19 protein-coding genes, 1 tRNA gene and 1 pseudogene are annotated in these 22141 nt (G+C 46.3%); 12 read left to right on the top strand and 9 right to left on the bottom strand.

From position 1 onward, the window contains the following. Positions 1-11: 11 nt before the first annotated feature. Positions 12-644, bottom strand: a complete 633-nt coding sequence (locus L2082_RS07570; protein ID WP_446009277.1) for a DUF4390 domain-containing protein — start codon at positions 642-644, stop codon at positions 12-14. A gap of 336 nt (positions 645-980) precedes the next feature. On the opposite strand from L2082_RS07570, the gene L2082_RS07565 reads away from it, so the two are divergent. Both L2082_RS07565 and L2082_RS07560 read left to right on the top strand, forming a co-directional pair. Continuing rightward, positions 981-1379 (top strand): NifB/NifX family molybdenum-iron cluster-binding protein, encoded by a 399-nt coding sequence (locus tag L2082_RS07565; protein WP_446009276.1) that lies wholly within the window; start codon positions 981-983, stop codon positions 1377-1379. 96 nt (positions 1380-1475) lie between these two features. Next, on the top strand, positions 1476-1799 hold the full coding sequence (locus L2082_RS07560) for a DUF134 domain-containing protein (protein WP_446009275.1): 324 nt from the start codon (positions 1476-1478) through the stop codon (positions 1797-1799). Positions 1800-2017: 218 nt separating this feature from the next. On the opposite strand, the gene L2082_RS07555 is transcribed toward L2082_RS07560, so the two are convergent. The 7 genes from L2082_RS07555 to L2082_RS07525 form a co-directional block, all read right to left on the bottom strand. Beyond that, positions 2018-2350, bottom strand: a complete 333-nt coding sequence (locus L2082_RS07555; protein ID WP_446009274.1) for a hypothetical protein — start codon at positions 2348-2350, stop codon at positions 2018-2020. Beyond that, the gene (locus L2082_RS07550) at positions 2337-2669 is read right to left on the bottom strand and encodes a hypothetical protein (protein ID WP_446011587.1); all 333 of its coding nucleotides are present in this window, start codon (positions 2667-2669) and stop codon (positions 2337-2339) included. The genes L2082_RS07555 and L2082_RS07550 overlap by 14 nt, the downstream gene beginning before the upstream one ends. 778 nt (positions 2670-3447) lie before the next feature. Continuing rightward, positions 3448-4560, bottom strand: a complete 1113-nt coding sequence (gene rodA / locus L2082_RS07545) for a rod shape-determining protein RodA (RefSeq protein WP_446009272.1) — start codon at positions 4558-4560, stop codon at positions 3448-3450. A 7-nt stretch (positions 4561-4567) separates the two neighbouring features. Next, entirely contained in the window at positions 4568-6493 is a 1926-nt protein-coding gene (gene mrdA / locus L2082_RS07540) for a penicillin-binding protein 2 (protein ID WP_446008769.1), read from the bottom strand. 9 nt (positions 6494-6502) lie between these two features. Next, positions 6503-7042, bottom strand: a complete 540-nt coding sequence (locus tag L2082_RS07535; protein ID WP_446008768.1) for a hypothetical protein — start codon at positions 7040-7042, stop codon at positions 6503-6505. A 3-nt stretch (positions 7043-7045) separates the two neighbouring features. Beyond that, positions 7046-7897 (bottom strand): rod shape-determining protein MreC, encoded by an 852-nt coding sequence (gene mreC / locus L2082_RS07530; RefSeq protein WP_446008767.1) that lies wholly within the window; start codon positions 7895-7897, stop codon positions 7046-7048. 67 nt (positions 7898-7964) lie between these two features. After that, positions 7965-9002, bottom strand: coding sequence for a rod shape-determining protein (locus tag L2082_RS07525; RefSeq protein ID WP_446008766.1), 1038 nt, complete (start codon positions 9000-9002; stop codon positions 7965-7967). A gap of 292 nt (positions 9003-9294) precedes the next feature. On the opposite strand from L2082_RS07525, the gene L2082_RS07520 reads away from it, so the two are divergent. From L2082_RS07520 to aat, 3 genes are all read left to right on the top strand, one after another. Further along, positions 9295-9370: transfer RNA gene (locus tag L2082_RS07520), tRNA-Ala, on the top strand. 270 nt (positions 9371-9640) lie between these two features. Then, the gene (locus L2082_RS07515; protein ID WP_446008765.1) at positions 9641-10072 is read left to right on the top strand and encodes a hypothetical protein; all 432 of its coding nucleotides are present in this window, start codon (positions 9641-9643) and stop codon (positions 10070-10072) included. A gap of 18 nt (positions 10073-10090) precedes the next feature. Then, entirely contained in the window at positions 10091-10777 is a 687-nt protein-coding gene (aat, locus tag L2082_RS07510) for a leucyl/phenylalanyl-tRNA--protein transferase (RefSeq protein WP_446008764.1), read from the top strand. Between the two features lie 16 nt (positions 10778-10793). Here aat and L2082_RS07505 read toward each other — a convergent pair whose 3' ends face one another. Further along, positions 10794-12896, bottom strand: a complete 2103-nt coding sequence (locus L2082_RS07505) for a RelA/SpoT family protein (RefSeq protein WP_446008763.1) — start codon at positions 12894-12896, stop codon at positions 10794-10796. Between the two features lie 124 nt (positions 12897-13020). On the opposite strand from L2082_RS07505, the pseudogene rnr reads away from it, so the two are divergent. From rnr to L2082_RS07470, 7 genes and pseudogenes are all read left to right on the top strand, one after another. Further along, positions 13021-15087 (top strand): annotated as a pseudogene (gene rnr, locus L2082_RS07500) (ribonuclease R); the annotation flags it as partial. Between the two features lie 23 nt (positions 15088-15110). After that, positions 15111-17459 (top strand): bifunctional diguanylate cyclase/phosphodiesterase, encoded by a 2349-nt coding sequence (locus L2082_RS07495; RefSeq protein ID WP_446008762.1) that lies wholly within the window; start codon positions 15111-15113, stop codon positions 17457-17459. 164 nt (positions 17460-17623) lie between these two features. Next, positions 17624-18142 (top strand): LapA family protein, encoded by a 519-nt coding sequence (locus L2082_RS07490; RefSeq protein WP_446008761.1) that lies wholly within the window; start codon positions 17624-17626, stop codon positions 18140-18142. Between the two features lie 184 nt (positions 18143-18326). Further along, the gene (locus L2082_RS07485; RefSeq protein ID WP_446008760.1) at positions 18327-19112 is read left to right on the top strand and encodes an RNA methyltransferase; all 786 of its coding nucleotides are present in this window, start codon (positions 18327-18329) and stop codon (positions 19110-19112) included. Beyond that, positions 19109-20263 carry an AAA family ATPase gene (locus L2082_RS07480; protein ID WP_446008759.1) on the top strand — a complete coding sequence of 385 codons (1155 nt, stop codon included), beginning with the start codon at positions 19109-19111 and terminating at the stop codon, positions 20261-20263. Before L2082_RS07485 ends, L2082_RS07480 begins: the two co-directional genes overlap by 4 nt. Further along, complete coding sequence (locus L2082_RS07475; protein WP_446008758.1) at positions 20260-20874, top strand: hypothetical protein; 615 nt, start codon at positions 20260-20262, stop codon at positions 20872-20874. Before L2082_RS07480 ends, L2082_RS07475 begins: the two co-directional genes overlap by 4 nt. Positions 20875-20934: 60 nt before the next feature. Beyond that, positions 20935-22053, top strand: a complete 1119-nt coding sequence (locus tag L2082_RS07470) for an RNA ligase RtcB family protein (protein WP_446008757.1) — start codon at positions 20935-20937, stop codon at positions 22051-22053. Positions 22054-22141: the final 88 nt, after the last annotated feature.

The following is a 22141-nucleotide window of genomic DNA, read 5'->3' as shown; positions in this document are numbered from 1 at the left end:
TCTGGTCATTATTAATAATTGAACTCAACTGTTCGCCAGTCTGTTTCAAAATTCCAAAGTGAGGTAAAGGGAATGATTGAGTGCATACTCAGGGGAAAGGTGTTTTCAACCAATGTGGCCTTTATTTCCAAGGAGTATGGAGAGCCGATATGCATCTTGTTCAGAGAATAGAGTTCAAGTCCGTTAATATCTGCCATCATGCTTTTGGCTTCTTCCAGGGATCTGGTGACTTCGGGTCGATCTTTTTCAGCAAAAGCAACCTGATATTCTTCTTTTATCGGGTTATAACTCAGGGTATGGTTGATCTTATGTTCAACAAGTTCTGAATCAAACCAGTTGTTATGTACTTTATTTAAACGGATATCAAAGCGAAAGGTCAGTGGAATACCATTGCGTACACCTTCAAGCATTTTGTCAGTAAAGCAATGGGTCACTGTTGCGAAAAGAAGTAAATGTTTATTGTCAGCACTGATAACTATTTCATCTATTGCTGGCTCTTTGTCTTCACTCGTCTGGGCAGCAGGTATGAGCGGGTGAAAAAAAAACAGACAGGACAGACAAAAAAAACAGAAAAAACAGAGTGCAGTATGGCGCTTGTTCCAGCGTCCAGCATGAGAAGAGGGCTTTTGAGGAGTATACATCATGAAAAAAAGTGCCTGGTAAAGTCGGAAGAGATTGGAATACAATGTGTTATTCAGGGAAACAGGGATAGATGGTAGCGGTATAACTCTTTGAGTAAATTTTTCTTCACCCTACCAACCTAAATCTACTCTATTGCTCTTCGCTTGTCCATTCTTGCGTTTTTTTGTGATCATTGGTTATTAATTTTTTATGAAGGCATAAAATGATTTTTCTTTCTTGTTGACAATAGAGATGAATACAGTTATCAATTGTGCATATGCACGCTTTGGGAATTGTTTCACCCAAGGGGTGGGATGGGAATTATATTTAAATTTAATTTTAATTGGAGAGAGTTATACATGAGTTCATCAGTTTTTATTGCTGTTCCTTCTAATGCCCCAGGTGGTCTTGATGCGGAAATTTCAGAACATTTTGGTCATTGTGAGCTTTTTACCTTGATTAACATTGAGGAGGGAAAAATAGCCTCTGTGGATACGGTGAACAATGTGGAGCACGGTGCCGGAGGTTGTATGGAACCTGTCATGCTATTAAAAGATCAGGGAGTACAGGCAATTGTTGTCGGAGGTATGGGAGCACGTCCTATGCAGGCCCTTGCTGAGGTGAATATTGATGTCTATTTTGCAGAAAAAAAGAGCCTGAATAAGGTGCAGGAAGCAGTGGATGGCATAGTTCAGGGGAACTTTCCTGTAATGCGGGCTGACCAGACATGCAAAGGGGCTGGCAGCTGCCACCATTAATATTTGACGATGTTTTGAGGAAGCTGGCCTGTTATGCATTGCTGGTTATTGTGCAGGTCAGTACAGGTTGCAAAGGGCAAAGAGATGCGTTAATCTGTGAACCTCTTTTGTAACCTGTTACGTTGTTGTATACCTATGTGTCCACGCCTGAAGAAAAAACGTTGCTGTGAAGGTACGTTTTGCGGTCAAGCCTTTAAACCTGTTGGCCTGCCGTTACGGAAATTACAGCAGATTATTTTATACCGTGATGAATTGGAAACAATGAAGCTCTGCGATGTTGAAGGGTTGACCCAAGAGCAGGCCGGGAAACGCATGGGGGTTTCTCGGGGGACGGTTCAGCGGTTACTTACCAGTGCCCGCAAAAAGGTTGCAGGAGCTGTGGTTTCTGGGGCTGCTTTGGTTTTTTCTGAGGACACCTGATCGCTTGAGAGATCCACCCCATCCGGGCGGGAGTGTTCAACGATGCGTTCCGTCACCTTCCTGGAGAAGGGGGGAAAGGGGGAAGGCAGGGTAAAAAAAAAAACCGGGTCACGCGCTGGATGCGTACCCGGCAAACTGGTCATAAAGAAAGGGTCGCTGGCATTTAAGCTGGCGATCCTTTTTTAAAGGGTGCTCACAAGATATAAGCATTTAAAAAATTAGAGGCCTAGTGGCAACGAAGCATCCTTTTTTAAATAATCCTTTTTTTCATCCTTATCCATTTTATCAAGAAAGCATTTGCCATCTTTAAAAAACTGCTCAACATCTTTTTCTGATGGAGTATAAGGGAAGATACGCTCTTTTATCTTGTCATACAAAGTAACTTTAAAAAGATAAAACACCACTTTCAATATAGCGACCGGCCAGAACAGCTTCTCGTTATTTACTAGAACATCGCCTTTATACGTTATCCTGAGAATTACATGAAAGGAATGCAATTTATCCTTATCAAGCGAGACAAATTCTCCAGTGCATGGATTACAGGCAGTCATAACATACCTCCTTTACACAAAAATCCTCATTCGCTCCAAAAAAAGATTTTTTTTCTGGAATGTAAATAAACCCCTGATGCTGATAAAGATCAATCAAATCAGGAACTGGATTTGCTATAATTAATTTTTCTTTTCTCATCATTTGAGCATAATTCATGCTCACGTCCACGATAATCTGCAAGACATGTCCACGTAATGGATGATTCTCAACAGGTGCCCCCTCTATAAGATCCAAACGAACATGAGTTGGCCCTTTAGATGTATAACCTATTGTCATACCACACAGGAAGTCGCTATGCCAAACCGCCAATGAATACAAAACTTAGACTTTCTTCTTTTGAAATCCAAATAATGAGATCTCCAGTCCCAGCCACCATTAGGAGGAATTCTCGTGCTATTTACTTTCCACTCTTTTTCCCAAAATTCCAGTGCTGTACTGTTTAAGGCTGTTAGTCTTATCTGTGTATCAAGCTCATTGGAAATTTTCTCACTGCTTTTCTCTAAAAATAATATTAACGCTCTTTTTTTATCCACCATAATCTAGAAAATAAAACGTTCTGCGTTTTTTAGAGAGTAACTGAATGAAAAATTCTCAAGTATATACAATCGGTAAATCGGCACGTTGAAGAATCATTAACAATTTGTAACTTGTTACATGTTATTATAAAAATGCTAGCAAGAAAATTCAACATATTTCAATAAGATTAAACAAAATTAAAGAAATCAACCTGAAAAGCCTCCCTCGGTATCACACCCCAAAATTGAACCCCGCAGCCATGCTGGTTACAGGTCGGGGCTGAAGATTCGAGCACCAATACCTTCCCCTCCACATTACACCCTGATCCGGCAAAAATTCATCGGGTATCAAACAGATCATTCATCGGGCGTACTTTTACCGAAAGAACGGCAGTCCTTTTTATCCGAGGCAGCTGGAGCATGATCCGTAACGATTACGGCGGCAGGCTGGTGGATGTACTGGATGTAAGCATGTAGCACTGCTCCTTGTGAGTAAAGAAAGAGCAAAGAAAAAAGGCCGCCCCCTTTTGCGCGCGAGCCGCCTTGCCGTGGTCAGATACCCAAGCAATCTACAGCCTAATCTATCTCACCTGAAATCTCCGCATCCGAATATTCATCAGAATACCGATGGCCACTAAGGTTGTTAACAGGGAAGACCCACCGTAGCTGAACAGGGGCAGCGGAATCCCAACCACAGGCAGCATTCCCGTTATCATAAAGAGATTAATCACTGTCTGCCAAAAAATAAGCATCACCAAACCAAAAGCGAGATAAACACCGAATTTATCCCTGGCTGTTAAAGCTATGTTGATTCCCCAGAACAACATGAAGAAAAAGCAGACCAGAAAAAATAAGGAGCCGACAAAGCCCAGTTCCTCGCACCAGACAGCAAAGGCAAAATCCGTGTGTCGTTCCGGCAGAAAGTTCAGATGCCCCTGCGTCCCTTCCATAAACCCTTTGCCAAATGCCTGACCACTTCCCACAGCAATTTTGGATTGCTTAATCTGATACCCATGGTTCATGGGATCACTTTCAGGGTTGAGAAAGGTTTCAATACGCTTTCGTTGATAGTCTTTCAGGCCATACAGCCAGCCCAGCACGGCGCAACTTATTCCTGTTGTGCCAAGAATAGTTATGGTTGACCAGCGCAGATGGGCAAAGACGGTCATGGAAACAAAGAGGATTGCCAGCATAAGTGCTGTTCCCAAGTCTGGTTGAATCAAAATAAGGACAAAGGGAACCGCTGTGATGAGCGCAGGTCTGATAATGTCACGTAAGCGATAACCGTGTTCCACGTATTCATTGCTCGAATAACTGCTGGCTAATACCAGGACAAGGATAAGCTTGGCTGGTTCTGAGGGCTGGAGATGAAAAAAACCCAGGTTGATCCAACGTTGCGTCCCTGCTATGGAATCGACAAAGAGATTGGTATAGAGCAAAAGGAGGCAGATTGCCCCGTAACCAAGGTAAGAGAGCATTTCCAGCTCGTTATAATCAATACTGATAAGAATCAGGATAAGGGCATAGCCAAAAAGAAAAAAGTAGAGCTGCTTTAAAAAAATCGGGGAAGGAGTGGGGCCACCATTCCAGGTCGCACTGAACAGGCTGGCAAGCGACATGGCGGAGATAAGAAGGAGGATGACCACCATGACCCAATCAAAATTATGAACAAGTCGTCTGTCGAATCGAAGCATGATAAATTTATTGTTTCGGTTTGTTTGCCCGTTGACCAAAGTATTTTTTCAGCACTGCTTTTGCTATGGGGGCTGCAACTGAACCGCCATGCAATCCATGTTCAACCAACACAGTGACTGCTATCTCCGGATGTTGAGCCGGGGCAAAGCAGGTAAACCAGGCATGATCCCGGTATTTGTAGGGAATATCTTCTTCTTTCAGGTGCTTGTATTGTTTAAGGCGAACCACTTGAGCGGTTCCGGTTTTACCCGCAACAATGATATTTTCAAGTTTAGCCCGGCGACCTGTCCCCCGCCGACCATTTACCGCTTCTATCAGACTTTCTTTAATCACTTCCAGGTTGCTTCCCTGATCATCAAAACGATCTAAAACCGTTGGTTCAAATTGATCAATAATATGATCATCAGGATCCCGTACTTTTTCAATCATTCCTGGTTTATAAAGAGTTCCCCCGTTAGCTACAGTGGCTGTCATTAAGGCGAGTTGGAGAGGGGTGACCAGATTAAATCCCTGACCAATGGCGATGGAAAGAGTCTCTCCTTCCTGCCAGGGGCTTTTATATCTTCTCAGCTTCCACTCCGAGGTTGGAATAAGACCACTTTTTTCATGCTCCATTGCCACTCCGGTTTTTCGACCCAGTCCCAGTCGGGTGGCATAGCTGGCAATCCTATTTACTCCAAGCCGTTGGCCGACCTGATAAAAATAAACATCGCAGGATTGGGCCATAGCCTGTTTCAGATTCATAGCCCCATGTCCGGTTTTTTTCCAGCAACGGTAGGTTCGGTTGCCAAACCGATAATGGCCCGGGCAATAAACTGAATTCTCCGGGGAGATCACACCTTCGGCTAAGGCAGCGATGGCTGTGACGATCTTATAGGTTGAAGCAGGCGGATACTGGCCCTGAACAATTTTATTGACCAAAGGATGATGTGGGTTGGACAGCATTGCTTTCCAGTGTTTGGTTGAAATACCACCAAGGAATTTATCAAGCTCTAAAACAGGAGAACTGGCCAGGACCAGCAGACGTCCGGTATTGACCTCTATTGCAACCACTGCCCCGGATTTATTATCTTTCATCATCAGATCTTCAGCTGTCTGCTGAAGATCCACATCAATGGTGAGCTGGAGATCATTTCCCGGTAATGGCTCCAGACCTTTCAGATTGCGCTGTTCAAAACCCAGCGCGTTTACTTCCATGTAATGGCGGCCTTTTTCGCCACGCAGATCTTTTTCCCGAAGTTTTTCCAGCCCCATTTTGCCGATCATGTCCCCGGATTTATACCCTGCATAAGATGGTGAAGTGAGTTCTTTTGGGCTGATTTCACCGAGGTACCCGATGAGATGTGATGCCAGATTGCCGTAATGATAGACTCTTTGCGGAACAACCTCTATTTTGATACCCGGAAGCTCCATTCTGTTGTTTTCAATATAGGCGACCTGGTCCCAGCTGAGTTCTTCGGCAAGGCGTATAGGAATATGGCCTGGCGTACCCACCATTTTACGTGTTCTGGCAAGAAGTTCAGATATTTCTATGTTGAGGATTGAGGCTATCTTTTTGAGCAATGCATCGTCAACCCGGTTTTTTTCTCTCACCCACACTACATTGAACGATGGGCGATTGGTAACGATTTCCCGTCCTTTTCTGTCAAGGATATTGCCCCGTGGTGCTGCAATTTCAAGGTGGCGCACCCGGTTGTTTTCTGCAAGGGCTGTATACGCGTCTCCTTGCTGAATTTGCAGATACCAAAGCCTTGTAATAAGGATGATAAAAAAGAAGGCAAGCACGACAGAGGAATACATGGCCCGGCGACGATAAAAATCAAGTTCCCCGTCGTTAATGTGGGTAATTCGCGTGGAATCAACATTGCGAGGCCAGTTGTTGATATCGCGATTTGCGTGTCTTTTTCGGTTTTGTTTTCTGATATTCTTCATAACCGTTTTTTAATTCTGGCGAAATTGATTTCCAGGCAGAGAACGGGTGAAACGGGGAGAAGAAAATGTGCCCTTGACCCTTTTTTCAACAAAGGTAAAAAAACGGAACAGAGGGAAGGAGAAGATATAGATTAAGAAAGCGCGGAACAGGATAGGAAACCATATCCATTCAGCAATAACCTGGGGTTGAAAAAAATCAAGTATGAGGAGCAGGATCCAGTTGACCATCAGATAGCTGAGTGCAACCAGCGGAAGTTGGTATAATGATTTTCGGACCGGCATCTTTGCAACCATAAATCTCAGTAAAAAATAACCAAGGTAACACAGGGCCGGGTACATGCCGATAACTGTCCCTGAATAGATATCAAGGACCATGCTGACAGGTAACAGGATCACTATCCCACGAAGAAAGGTTACATTATAGGCAAGGTATCCAACAAGGATGTAGTAGAAATCCGGTGCAGCAAGCCAAAGAGGGGAAGGCATGAACAAGGTGGTTTGAACAAGAACCAGAAACAGGCCAATAAGTATAAAGGAAAGAGTGAGCATGGTCTATTCGAAATTTTTTTTCTCCCGCTCAATGACCAGCAGATTTTCCAGGGTTCTGAAATCAACAGCAGGAACTACTTCAATCTCAAGAAACATGCCACGTCTGTTTCTGGTTACTTTTGACACGATCCCCACAGGAAGACCAGTAGGAAACATTCCTCCGTATCCGGCAGTGACAACCCGGTCGCCGACAAAGACCTCAGCTGTCTTAAGGATATATTCGAGCTGATATAAATTTTTTCCGGTTCCCTTGAGGATACCACGTATCCGAGATCCTTGTAAGAGGACATCAATAGCACTTGATGGGGCAATAGCAAGAAGTACTTTGGAGTAATCTGTTGATGAGGCATAGACCTGTCCGACAATCCCCTCTCCAGTGACTACGGGCATGCCTTTTCTCACGCCGTCGCTGCTCCCCCGATCAATAATCACACTTCGGAACCACAGCGATGGATCTTTTCCAATAATTTGGGCAGTGATCGTTGGTTGGTTAGAGGATTCTTTAAAATCAAGCAATTTCCTCAAGCGGGCATTGAGGGCTACAGCACCGCGATTGGCATAGGCCTTTGTCCGGCATTCCTGGAGTTCCTGCCATAATCGTTCTTTTTCTTCACGAACTGTGAGCAGGTCAATATAATTTTTTTTTACAGAGTGGAGAGAGTTGCTTATTGAAGCCATTGTCTTTTGAAGTGGGCCAACTCCTTCAAGAATTACCTTGTGAACAGGCCCAAACTGCTGGTCTCCTAAGATGACAATGAGCAGGATCAGGACAAAGGTGATAGCTGTTCCTGTGAAAAGGACAAAACGAAATGTTGTAATGCTGCCCTTACGTTGCCTGCGGGTATTTTTTTTCATTTGCCAGGAGAATAAATCAATGCAAAGAAACGCAGTCCAGAGAAAGGAGCAGGAGCAGGTATTGCGATCAATCTATTGCTATTTCTTTCAAAATATCCAAATTGTCCAAAGCCTTTCCTGAACCAAGCACAACAGAGGATAAGGGGTCATCAGCAACAATAATAGGCATACCGGTTTCATTGGTCAGGAGCTTATCCAGGTTTTTCAGCAAGGCTCCACCTCCGGTCAGAACGATCCCCTGATCAACAATGTCTGCGGATAATTCCGGTGGGGTAACTTCAAGGGCAATGCGAACTGCATCGACAATGACATCAACCTGTTCAGCAATGGCTGATTGAATTTCATCGGAGGTGATAGTGATAGTTTTCGGTACACCTGACACCAAATCCCGCCCTTTGATCTCCATAGTTTCATAGGGCTCTGTCGGTAAAACATTACCAATAGAGATTTTGATCATCTCAGATGTTCGTTCGCCAATGGCAAGATTATGTTTTCGTTTGATGTATTGCAGGATTGACGCATCCATCTTGTCTCCCGCAACCCGCACTGATTTAGCATAAACAATACCGGCCAGAGAAATAACAGCCACCTCTGTGGTGCCACCGCCAACATCAATAATCATATTGGCCGTAGGCTCGGTAATAGGGAGGTCAGCTCCTATGGCTGCGGCCATAGGCTCTTCAATCAGGTAGACTTCACGGGCACCAGCGGATTCCGCAGATTCGCGAACAGCCCGTTTTTCGACCTGGGTGATGCCAGAGGGGACAGAAATAATGATTCGGGGATGAACCAGAGTTCTTCGGTTATGGGCTTTGTTGATGAAATAACGGAGCATGGCCTCAGTGACTTCAAAGTCAGCAATGACACCATCTTTCATGGGACGGATTGCTGCAATATTTCCCGGTGTTTTACCGAGCATTTTCTTGGCCTCGCTGCCCACTGCAAGTACCTTACCACCGCGAGCATCCTGACGTACAGCCACAACTGATGGTTCTCTGAGGACAATTCCTTTGCCCTTGACGTATAACACCGTATTTGCAGTGCCCAAATCAATAGCAAGGTCGTTAGACATCCAGCCAAAAAGAAAATTAAACGGAGAAAACATCCGATATCACCTTAACAAAGTTTGTTTTAAATACACTGCAAAGTCTACAAGTTGATAAAGACGCTGGGTAGAGAAGAAATGCTTATTTCATATACTCCTATTCTCTGTTTCAGCCTTGTCCAAACCGTAATATAAGTCGGATTTTATGCTACCAGTTATAGAAAGGATTAGCAATCTTATTAGAGCGCTTCACAGAAAAAAAATAAAAAATGATTTTCTTTTAATTTTTGTCTCATCTTCTCCTTGACAGGATAGCTCAGAGTATGATAGAAGTAGGTCTCAAAAAAATCAAGGGGCTATAGCTCAGCTGGGAGAGCGCTTGAATGGCATTCAAGAGGTCAGCGGTTCGATCCCGCTTAGCTCCACCAAGATATATCAAGGGGTTACGATGATTCATCGTAACCCCTTTTTTTATATGGAAGTACTGGGTGAGATTCCTTGAAATCACCCGTTCTCGTCCTAAATTGGGAGAAGGACATCCCTTGGCTCTTATCTTCTACTCCTGATAGCCTGATATTGACTTTTTTCCTCCTTTGTGTTTTATCTACAAAGATGGAGTCCCGTTGTATGACTGTTCAAAACCTGCCATCTTAACTTAACATCGTAAACACAGCAGGCCTGCCAAAGGATGACAAGCAATGAATGAGTATCGTCAAGCCCACAGTGTAGCTCTTTATGATGCTGGAGTCACAATAACCAACTTTACCACGCCTCAGCAAAGGGAGGGGCAGGGGTATCCCTTGGCAACCGAAACGCCACCAGGGAGTTTTTACATTCCAGAAGGTGAGTTTGCATCCTTAAAAGCCGAGTTTAAAACCAAGCAGGTTGCTATGCCCATAGGGAGAAGGCAAGGCGGATCATTAAGCTTTCATAAAACGCTTTCCTCATATAATGAGGAACTCGGTGAAGAAGCACGGGTGAAAAATCTCCTGATACGGATTGATGGCCCTCAACAGCTTTCTCTTCAAATTATTGAAGAACATCGGCAGGCAGACGGAACGCATGACGAGACCAGAGAAATAACCTATTGCGGACTCTTTGCTATTGAATGGGCAACTCCAGATTCTTGATTGGAGTTTTTCTGCCTCATGCCTGTTTTTCGCCTTCCTGATGAACATATTTTTCCTGATCCGCAACTTGCTGAGCCTGATGGCCTGCTGGCTGTGGGCGGGGATCTTGGTCCTGCCCGCCTCCTTGCTGCCTATCAGCAGGGCATTTTTCCCTGGTATTCTGATGGCGAACCCATACTCTGGTGGTCTCCTGTCCCACGCTTAGTTCTTTTTCCTGAAGAATTTCATCTTCCCAGGCGGCTGGCCCGAACAATGCGAAAAAATATTTTTACGGTTCGTACTGATACCGCATTTCCCGAAGTTATTGCTTCCTGTGCTGCAATACGCCAGCAATCCGGCAAAGGCACCTGGATCACTACGGAGATGCAAGATGCCTATATCCATCTCCATGAGCTGGGTTTTGCCCATTCCGTGGAATCCTGGTGTGAAGGGGAGCTGGTTGGGGGGCTGTACGGCGTGTGTCTGGATCGGATTTTTTTTGGCGAGTCTATGTTCAGCTATAAGAGTGATGCCTCAAAGGTGGCCTTTGCAACCTTAATAAGCAGTGCAGAGCAGGTAAATATCCGTGCGATTGATTGTCAGATGACCACCCAACATCTGCTTCAGTTTGGCAGCCGGGAGGTCAACCGTGAGGAATTTGATGATCTGCTGGAACAGTTTGTTCAAGAGCTTGTTCCACAGCAACCGTGGCATTTTTCTCGGTAATCGGGAAGTTCAGGCCTTACTGCTTAAAATCAAAGGAATAACGTAAATCTGAGCGATCCAGGTGGCGGATAATCCTTTTTAATCCCTGAAGGTTTGTCACGGTAAAGCGAACTTCCCAGGAAGGGACAGCAGTGGATCCCTTGCCGGTCCGCAACACATCAATAACATGTAAGGCGTCTGGAGCCAGGGAAAGGAGCTTAAAGAGGCGTTTTGCTGTTGCAGAGACAATAATGAATTTTTGCTCTTTTTTGACCGGGGTGGCAGAAAATTTCCAACGAACTTCTACAGCATCTTCTCGCTGAAATTTTAATTTTTTCAGTTGAAAACAGTCCTTGCAATGCAGCGAGATCCCTCTCCTGCTCAGGAGGCCCACACTGCCCTTATCAAGGGGGGTGGGTTTGCAGCAGGCTGACGATTTGACCACAACCGGGTCAACTGTAGTAAGCTCTATTCGATTAAGAATGCCTGTGGGTTGGGGCAGGATTTCCTTGCTCCTCATCTGGAGACCGTTGCGGATTTCATAGATGAGTTCCCGTAGACGTAACTGGCCTTGTCCCACGTCTTGTAAGAGCTCTTCTTTTGAAGTAAGATTAAAATAAATAAGGATATATTCCATGTCCTGTTGCTCAAGCAGGTCATAGGAAAGGCCGTACCGCCGCATTTCCTGCTCCAGGACTGCATGACCGGTTTCCACGGACACGGCCTGGATTCGTTTACGAAAGACCTTGGTCAGCTCACTTCTGGCCCGTGGGGTCTGGCAGCAATCCTGCATGCTGAGGTCAAAATTAACCGGTGTATTACGGCGAAGGATTCTGACCACATTACCGTCTTGCAGGATTTCGTCCGGGCCGACCCGTCGTTCACCGATAATCGCGCCGATGCAGGTGTGACCGATATCGGTGTGAATGCGAAAGGCAAAATCAAGAACCACAGAGTTGACTGGCAGGCAGATAAGATCACCCTGTGGTGTATAGGTGTAGATTTCTTTGCGTCCGCCAGCAGCAATCATATCCCGGTAGGAGACCGCCTCGTTATTGCCAAGGATATCGAACATCTCCTGGATTTCCCGGATAAAACGCCCTTGTTTTTTTTCGCTGGGATTCCAATCCTTGACCAAACCCCGTTGGGCACGGCGGGCCATTTGCTCTGTGCGGATTTTAAACAGGTATTTATTGCCTTCTATTATTGCCCGTGCATGTAAACCCTGGTAGCCAGTGGGTTTGGGGTTGGCAATAAAATCCCGGATTGTGCGGGGAATAGGGGGATAGAGCTTGTTAAGAATACCCAGTGTTTGGTAACAGCAGCTCCTGTGATCTACTGTAATCAGGATTTCCTGGGGCACTTCCAGCTCTTTTTTCAGGATTTGATTTCTGACATCATAATACCCCCAGAGTCCCTTGGTACGCACTGCAATTCGGGCCGTAACACCTTCATCAGCCAGAACCTTGTTCAGGTTATTTGTGAACATAAGAAGGTCAGGGTTCCTTTCCAGCTTATTGATATACTGCTTGAGTTTTTGGCCCTGTTTGGGGAATTTATAGGAAAGTGCTCTGGTATAAAGTTCTCTTTTTAAAGCAAAAAGACCAAGAATGGTCGCCAGGGGCGCATAAAAATCCAGAGTTTCTTCAGCAATGCGCTGACGTTTATGGCGAGGCATGGAACCAAGGGTGCGCAGATTATGCATCCGGTCAGCCAGCTTGACCACCATCACCTCTGGCCGGGCTGCTGCTCCGGTAAAGAGTTTGCGATGCACCAGTTTTTTCAGGGCCTGTTTATCTCCGCTATGATGCTTGACCTTGGTGCAGCCAACAACAATGGCCTCCACATTGGGGCCGAATTTTTCCCGGAGCACTGCTGCTGTGATCTCTTCCACATCTTCAATGGTGTCATGGAGCAGACCAGCTGCCAGGATTTCGCAGTTGTGGATATCCATCTCTTCAGCAAGGATACGGGCTGTTGCGCAGGGATGGATGATATAAGGGTCGCCGGATTTGCGCATCTGACCAGCATGGGCTGCAAAGGCAAAGTCCAGAGCCTCATAAAATACCGAGGTCTCTTCTCCTGTGCCGATGAATGATGCCATTTCCTGGCGGTATTTTTCCAGATCAAACTTCCCCATATCTTTTTCCTTACCTAGACGTTGCTTTTTATTTCGTGAAAAGTAATGTACACTACTCTTCATAATTAGAAAACAACGGACACAGAAAAATTGATAACAGCGCAATAAACAAGCGACACCAAGTGGCTTTCACGAGGTTGCAAAAAAGATTGTAGTTGATACAGGGAGAGAAATGGCAGGAAAAAAATATCGTGGCAAAAAGAAACAGGAGAGGCAGAAACAACACAGCCCTAAAAAAAAGGAAAAACAATCGGTTGCCGGGGACAAAGAAACAGTTCGCGCCACCCTGTCACTGACTGCCAAAGGCTTTGGTTTTGCCGTACTTGAAGGTAATGTGGCACGACAGCAAAAGGATATCTTTATTCCTGCCTCTGCTCTGAACGGGGCAACCCACGGCGATACAGTCCTGGTACGGCCTTCAGGTTCGCCTAAACGCCCGGAAGGAGAAGTTGTGGAGGTAGAAAAACGGGCCTTTACCCATGTCTGCGGGATCTACATGAGCGGGAAGAACACTGGTTATGTGGCCCCTGATAATGATAAATTGCCCTACAGTATCAAGGTGCGTCGTAATAATGCCATGAACGCTGAGGACGGGGTAGCGGTACGGGTGGAGATTCTGGATTACGGTGCCAAGCAGCGAATGCCAGTAGGTAAGGTTGTGGAGATCCTTGGACCAGCAGATTCCGTGGCAGTGCAGATTCGTATGACTGTGGAGCGATTTCAGCTGCCTCCTGCATTTCCAGATTATGTGGAGCGGGCAGCAGCTGATCTGGTGCCCTTGACCGACCCGGAACCGGGCCGAAAAGATCTGCGTTATCTCCGTCATGTCACCATTGATGGGGCCACGGCCAAGGATTTTGACGATGCCATTGCTGTGCAGAAGACCAAGAAGGGCTTTCGGCTTTTTGTGTCCATTGCTGATGTAAGCTATTATGTGCGACCAGGCTCAGTCATTGATCAGGAGGCTTATCAGCGAGGAACCAGTGTGTACTTGCCGGATCTGGTTTTGCCCATGTTGCCGGAACGACTCTCCAATGATCTTTGTTCATTGGTGCCGGATCAGGATCGCCCGGCCTTTACTGCGATTCTGGAATTTGATCATGAAGGCCGACGCATTGGGGAGCAATTCACCCGGAGTATGATCCGCAGTTATCAGCGCTTTACCTATGAGACGGTTCATGAGGCCATTTATCTTCGCGATAAAGAGGTTCGGCAAGAGCATAAATCCTTCCTCCCCATGCTGGAAAAAGCCAGGGATCTGGCAGCCCTTCTCAGCAAGCAACGCACCAGTCGCGGTTCTCTCGGCTTTACCATCCCGGAAGCAAGCATCAGGATTGACAAGGATACCATAGCTTCGGTTGGGCGGTTGAAACGGAATCAGGCCCATCTCTTAATTGAGGAGTTTATGCTGGCAGCTAACGAGGCTGTGGGCGAGACCCTGGATCGAGCCGGGGCATCAGTGCTGTTTCGGGTTCATGAAGAGCCAGATGAAGCCAAGGTCAAGGATTTTGCTGAACTGGCCTGGTCTCTGGGGATCCATCTGCCGAAGATGGAACTGACACCTGCCTGGTTTGCCAAGGCCCTCAAGGTTGCCAAGGGTTCGACCAGAGAGTATGTGGTGAATAATCTCCTGCTTCGTACCATGCAGCGGGCCAGATACACCCCAACCAACTACGGCCATTTTGGTCTGGCAGCGGAATATTATATCCACTTTACCTCGCCTATCCGTCGCTATCCTGATCTGGTGGCGCACCGGGTTATGCAGAATTTACTGTTGAAAAAATCTGGCAAGTCATTATCTAAGGGAAAAAAGGTGTTGCCTGATGGCGTAGACCCGGAAACAGCTGGTACCTTTCTTTCAGCCCGTGAACGGGTTGCTGTGGAGGCAGAACGGGATGTCCAGGCCCGGCTTGCTGCCTTATACTTACGCGACAAGGTGACAGAGCAATTTGAAGCGGTTATCTCCGGGGTGACCTCTTTTGGCCTCTTTGTGGAATTAATCGACTGCCTGATCAGCGGCGCTATTCCGGTCAGTGAGATGACAGATGATTATTACCATTATGATAATAAGGGCCATAAACTGGTCGGAAAACGGACAGGGAAAGTTCTTCGCCTGGGTGATGTGGTTCAGGTCCAACTTGATCAGGTTGATATGTTGAGTAGAAAAATTACCTTTTCTCTTGTGCGTTGACGAACAGGTCAGGAGGAGCCGGGATGAAGTATATTCGATTACTGTATGTTGTTACGCTTATTGCTTTTCTTGGCCTGTTTGTCTTTACCCAAATTAAAATATACCGTAATATTGAGCAAAAAATCAGGGCCAGCGTTCTGGATTATAATAATATCTTTACAGCAGCAGCCCATTCCACACTGCATGAGGTTGAATTATTGCTGGATATGCTGGGAACCCAGCTCCTGACCGAGCAAACCTATCAAGATGTGCAAAAGAGCCAGCAGATGATGGCGCAGATGATGGCACGTTTTTCTTTTATTGTTGGGTTTGGGTTAACTGATCAGAACGGTAATTTTATTATAACAAGTGCTAATGTCAACCCTGCTGAAGTCAATGGATTACGGGAAAGTGATGTTACCCGGCCCAGCTTTGATCTCACCTTAACCAGCCCAAATATGGTGGTGGGCCAGGTCTATCACCATCGTCCTCTGAATAAATGGGTTATCCCATTGAGAAAGGCCCTGCGGGATGATGCTGGCAAGATCATCGGTGTGATGACCACAGGTATTTCTCTGGAACATTCTCTGAAGAGGAGAAAATTCGGGAATACCCTGCGTTTTTTAGAAAATACCCATATCTTCCCGCAACAGCTTTCCCTGCTCACCCATGATATTTTGCGGAAGAGGATTTATGTGAGCCCGCTTACAGAGGAAAAATACCAGGATATTTATTCTTTGCCGATTCCACAGACTGCTTATGAATCTGCCCTGCACCAGGGAATAGATGCTTTACAGGTTAGTAAAGAAGCGTTGAAACACAGGGAACTCCCTTTTTTTCATGAAGGCCGATCCGGCGTTATAGACGACCAAAGCCTGTTTGTGTCTCAGTTTAACAGTCGCTATATGTTGTGGTCTTCCACAGCGATTCCCAAAGACTCAGCCAAGACGCTTTTCTGGGAAAGTGGTTTTCTCTACAGGCTGCTTGTCTTTGCTGTTGGTGCGTTTATTTACACCTTATTTTTTCTTCTTGTTCTGAAAAAGGAAAAGGAGAAGATTGATGAACTGGCCTATCAGGCTGCACATGATTCCTTGACAGATCTCCTGAATCGTTCTGCTCTTCATGAGATTTCCGGAAAATGGACTGGCCCGAACGCGCGTCCATTCAGCCTGCTTTTTATTGATTTGGATAATTTTAAGCATATTAACGATACGTTTGGACATGCTTGTGGTGATAATGTCCTGATTGAAGTTGCTAGGCGTATCAAAAATTTTGTCCCTCATGAATCTGAGGTGATACGAATGGCAAGTGATGAATTTGCTGTTTTTGTGGCAACAAAGAATGTCCCCTCAATAGGCGAGTTCAGCATGAGCATCATTCAAAAGATAGCAGCCCCCTATGAGATTTCTGACATGAAACTGCGTGTCGGAGCCAGCGTTGGTATTTCGCAATATCCACGGGACGGACTTTCTGTGGAACAGCTCATGGTTGCGGCTGATCTGGCTATGTATAATGCCAAGAAACAGCGCAACAGCTATGCATTTTATAATAATGAGCTCCGGGAGAGGATGCACCGTAAAACATCCATTGAGAATCATCTTCGTAACGCTTTGGAAGGCGATGAGATCTACATGGTCTTTCAGCCCCAGGTTGCTGCTGATGGTTCCCTATGTGGTGCAGAGGCCCTGATACGCTGGGAAAATGAAGCACTTGGCACAGTCCCTCCTGCCCATTTTATCAGCATTGCAGAAGAGGTCGGTTTGATGTCTTCTCTGGGGCCATTGATTCTTCAACGTACATGTTTTGAATTTAGTCGGATCATAGAAAAAGGCGGCAGGGTTGCGGAAAATCTTTCCCTTTCTATCAATATTTCAGTAAAGCAGATGGTTGAAAAGGGGTTTAAAGAGCAGTTGTTACAAGCCGTTGATGCAGCACCTCACCTGCAACGGGTAAATGTTACTGTTGAAATAACAGAATCTCTTTTTATTGATGAAATAGAATATGTACAGCCCCTTTTACAGGAAATTCGTGATACAGGTATAACAATTTCTCTGGATGATTTTGGGACTGGTTATTCTTCGCTGAGTATATTACGGACCCTGCCTATTGACGAGTTGAAGATTGATATGAGTTTTGTGAACAATATCATCAACAATAAGCAGGATTCAAAAATGATTCATTCCATCATTGATATGGGCCATAAAATGAATATGAAGGTCCTTGCTGAAGGGGTGGAGACCAGAGAACAGCTTGTTATGCTGGATAGTTATGGCTGTGATTTTTATCAGGGATTTTATTTTTCCCGTCCTCTGCGTCCAGATGATTTTCTTGCATTTCTCCAAAAACACCCACCCCGCAGTGACACTGAAGAGCTTGATAAAAATTTTACTTGAAGGCATTACTTGACGAACCGGGCTGATTCAAATAAGAATGTTCAGCGCATACAGTTAGCGCATGCATTTCAGGGAAGATGTGTTATCCCCATACCCTATAACTTCCATCCCATCCATCCGGGATGGAACAAGATGAAAATAACTTTTTCTATACGAGGTACATCATGGAAGAATTAACAGCATTAACCGAATATCCTTTTTTATTCGGTCTGGTTATCGGACTTATTGCAGCCTTGGTTTTCTGGGTTCGCTCTGTGCTCAAGACACAGAAACTCAATAAGGAAATCAAGAAACTGCGTGAGCACTTACACACCAAGTTCGAGATTGAATCTGAGGATAATGAACGCCGCAAAGGAGAACTGACCCAGATGCGACAGGAGCGGGATAATCTCCGCAATATGATTCAGGTGCTGAACCAGAAACCAAGCAAACAGGAAATCCGTCAGACCCAGATTTATCAAAAGGCCATTGAGACCATGTTTGAGAAATCTCCTGGTTTTGCCCCGGCCTGGCAGATCACCCTGAAAGAGGCAGAAGAAGAGATGCGCAACGCGGAAAAAGGTATTTTGCCCTTTTTTAAGCGCATGACCGGATCTTCTCCAGCATCCTATTCAGCGTCCTCAGCAGAAGAGAAAAAGCCCCGCAATCGTCATCTGGAACTTGAAGATCCAGACAATCTGTAAGAATTTTTAAAATAAACCTCCCGTTGCCGATGCGGTAATTGATACGATACTGTAGAGGCAGACCTGTGTGTCTGCCCGGCATAACAGGGCGAAGGCAGAGGTTCATCCCTACAGCATGTGCTGAAAAAGGGGCATTTATTTTTTTGGGAATTCCCTAATTACTGTGTAAAGGAGTACCTCAATCTTGTCACAACCAATCAACACCCTGGCTGGTAGCGGACTGATCCTGGTTCGGCCTAAATACCCGGAAAATATAGGGGCTTCAGCCAGGATCGCCTGTAACTTCGGAATCGAAAAGATTTCAGTTGTTGCTGAGGAAGCACCGGATCAGGAGCGGATGCGCAAGATGGCGACCCATAAGGCGGCCCATCTTATCCATGATCTCCAACTTGTCAAGACGACGCAAGAGGCGGCAACACCCTATCATTTTATTGTCGGTACCACAGCACGACAGGGCAAACACCGGGTCTTGGAACAGGAACCCTATGCGATCATGCAGGAACTGGCACCCTTGGCTGCCAATCATCGCCTTGCCATGATGTTTGGGCCGGAAAACAGCGGCCTGACCAATGAGGACCTGGATCTCTGTCAGTTCACCTCCACCATTCCCACAGCGGATTTTTCTTCGCTCAATCTGGCCCAGGCCGTGGCTATCCATTGCTATGAGCTATCCATGGCGATTCACCGACTGGACGTGCCTTCTGAACCGGAAGGCGAAAGCCTCTATGCTAATTCCTACGACCTGGAAGGGATGTACGAGCATATTGAAGAGGCCCTGACCAAAATCACCTTTATCCGCCATACCAACAAGACCTATTGGATGCGCAATATCCGCCAGTTTCTCAGCCGCACCAAGATCAAAAAGAAAGAAGCCAGCCTGATTCGCGGGGTGTGTCGGAAGTTTCTCTGGCATAGCGGGCAGGAAGGGGAGCGGGAAGAAAGGTTCATACAAGGAGGAGACAGTTCATGATCGTATCTCGTCTCAGGTTGAAGAACTGGCGCAATTTTTCAGAGATGGATATTCCTCTCCGACAACGGCAGTTCATTGTTGGCCCCAATGGCTCGGGTAAGTCGAATCTGCTGGATGTGTTCCGTTTTTTACGGGATATTGCCAAATCTGAAGGCGGCGGTTTTCAGAAAGCAGTCAAAAATCGTGGCGGCCTATCAAAACTCCGTTGCCTTTCCGCCCAACGCGATCCTGAGATCATCGTTGATGTTGAGCTTGCCGAGGCAATGGATACAGAACCGGTTTGGCGTTACGCCCTTGGGATTGATCGTGAAAGACCAGGAAGCAGGCAGCTCTGTCTCTCCTTTGAAAAGGTCTGGAAAAAGAGCAAACTTATTCTTGATAGACCTAATCAAGAGGATGGGAAAGATCCTGAACGATTACAACAGACCTTCCTGGAACAAATAAATACCAATGCCGAATTTCGGGAGATTGCCCGTTTTTTTGATGCGATAAGCTATATTCACCTTATCCCGCAATTGTTACGCCATGTTGAATTTATTCAGGGAGGCATTATTGAAGATGATCCGTTCGGCCAAGGGCTTCTGATTAAAATTGCCAAAACTGCGACCCATACCCGAACATCACGGCTGAATAAAATCGAAAAAGCTCTGAAAATCGCTGTCCCTCAACTTCAGCAACTTCGCTTTGAAAGAGATGAGGATACCGGACAACCCCATCTTGCGGCCCTATATACCCATTGGCGTTCCAATGGAGTGCGTCAACGGGAAGACCAGTTTTCGGACGGCACCCTACGTCTTATTGGCCTGCTCTGGGCCTTGTTGGACAGCGACTCTCTGCTTCTTCTGGAGGAGCCAGAACTCTCTCTGAACAGTGGAATCGTCCAGCATTTTGCCCCGCTGATTTACCGGATGCAACGGCAAGGTAAACGTCAGGTACTCATCAGTACGCATAGCGAGTCCTTATTGAGTGATACAGGGATTGACGGCAGGGAAGTTCTTCTGCTCAGTCCGGGGCAGGAGGGATCAGGCACTGAAATAGCCGCTGATATTGATGATGTCAGACCCCTGTTGGAAGCGGGCCTGTCTGTTGGGGAAGTTGTTTTGTCGAAAAATACGCCGCAGAATATAGGGCAGTTGGACTTGTTTGAATGAAGGAAATATACATCACCCTGGCTGTGGAGGATTATTTGAGCGAGGCAGTGGCCCGAAAACTGCTTGAACAGGTGAATCCGAATTATCGGGTCAGTCAATGCCTGTGTAAAGGTGGACATGGGTATTTGCAGGCAAAGATAAACAGTTTCAATCAAGCTGCACAGTTTCTGCCATTTTTCGTTCTCACGGATCAGGACAGAGGCTGTCCGCCTGGAAAAAAATCTCAATGGCTCAAGCAGAAGGCAAACAGGTATTTCATTTTTCGGATTGCAGTAATGGAGGTGGAGTCCTGGGTAATGGCTCATCGTGAAGCATTTGCCGAGTTCATCGGAGTTTCGTTGGATCGTGTGCCCAGGAAACCGGATGAACTTGATGACCCAAAACGTTTTCTCCTTGCCTTGGCAGTCCGTTCGCGTTTTTCTCGTCTACGGGCCGATCTGGTTCCCGCCTTCGGCTCAACCGCTACTGTCGGGCCGGATTACAATAATCGACTATCGGGATTTATCCGAACCCACTGGAATGTCTTTGAGGCGGAGAAAAATTCAGAAAGTCTGCGTCGGGCTGTTGTACGCATCCGCGAACTGGCAGAACTGCTGCACAACAAGAAATAACATTCTGTCATAAAAACAAAAAGTATGAATCAACACCCGTAGCGGGCATAAAAAAACGAAATGAATAACTCCTCAGTAATTCGCATTATTGCCTCAGAAAAGAACCGAATCGAAGGCGAGGCAGTGCAACAACTGGAGCAGGTGGCCCAGCTGCCAGGCATGCACACAGTTATTGGTCTTCCTGATCTCCATCCTGGCAAAGGTGGCCCCATTGGTGGGGCTTTTTTCAGTCAGGGTATCCTGTATCCCTATCTTATCGGCAATGATATCGGTTGCGGAATGGGGCTTTGGCAGACCGATCTCAAACAGAGAAAGGCCAAGCGGGATCGTTGGGTGAAAAAGCTGCATGGTCTGGAGGAGCCTTGGCAAGGTGATCCTACGCCTTGGCTGGTTCAGGAAGGAATTGCTCCAAGTGCCTGGGATGCTGCTCTGGGAACCATTGGCGGGGGCAATCATTTTGCTGAGTTACAGGCTATCTCCTCTGTTGAGGATGAAGAGATCTTTAGCCAAGCTGGATTGGAAAAGAAAAATCTCTTTCTGCTGGTTCATAGTGGTTCCCGAGGGCTGGGACAGCACATTCTCACCAACCATATTGAACAGTACAGGAATAATGGGCTGGAAGCGGGGAGCGAAGCAGCAGCGGCCTATCTGGAACAGCATAATCATGCGTTGAGCTGGGGCCATCTGAACCGGGAAATTATTGCTGATCGCTTTCTCAATATGCTGGGAACAGAAGGGGAGCGTATTCTGGACCGGTGCCATAACAGCCTGACATCTCTCAAGCTGGATGATGTTTCCGGGTGGCTGCATCGGAAAGGAGCTGCGCCTTCTGATGAAGGACTGCTGATTATTCCCGGATCGCGCGGAAGCCACACTTATCTGGTTCAGCCAACAGGCAATCAGGAGGAAAATTGTTTTTCGCTGGCCCACGGTGCAGGACGCAAGTGGAAAAGGAGTGGTACCCGCAGCAGGCTCAAGGACAAATACACTTGCGAGTCCTTATTGCAGACAAGCTTTGGGAGTCGGGTGATCTGCGAGGATCGGAATTTGCTTTATGAAGAAGCTCCTCAGGCCTATAAGAATATCTCGGTCATTGTGCAGAGTTTGCAGGATGCAGGCATGCTCAAGGTGGTTGCTGTGCAGCAATTCCCGGACACGACAACGATATACGCCTGTTGAGCATTTTTGCTCTCTCTGGAGAGACTCAGGCGTTCTTCCCTATAGCAATGTGACTATTTTCCTGGCCGTCCAGCTAACTTTCTCTTCA

This window comes from Candidatus Electrothrix sp., assembly GCF_052785085.1.
The sequence above is the reverse complement of the archived record's forward strand: the minus strand, read 5'-3'. Positions and strand labels throughout refer to the sequence as shown.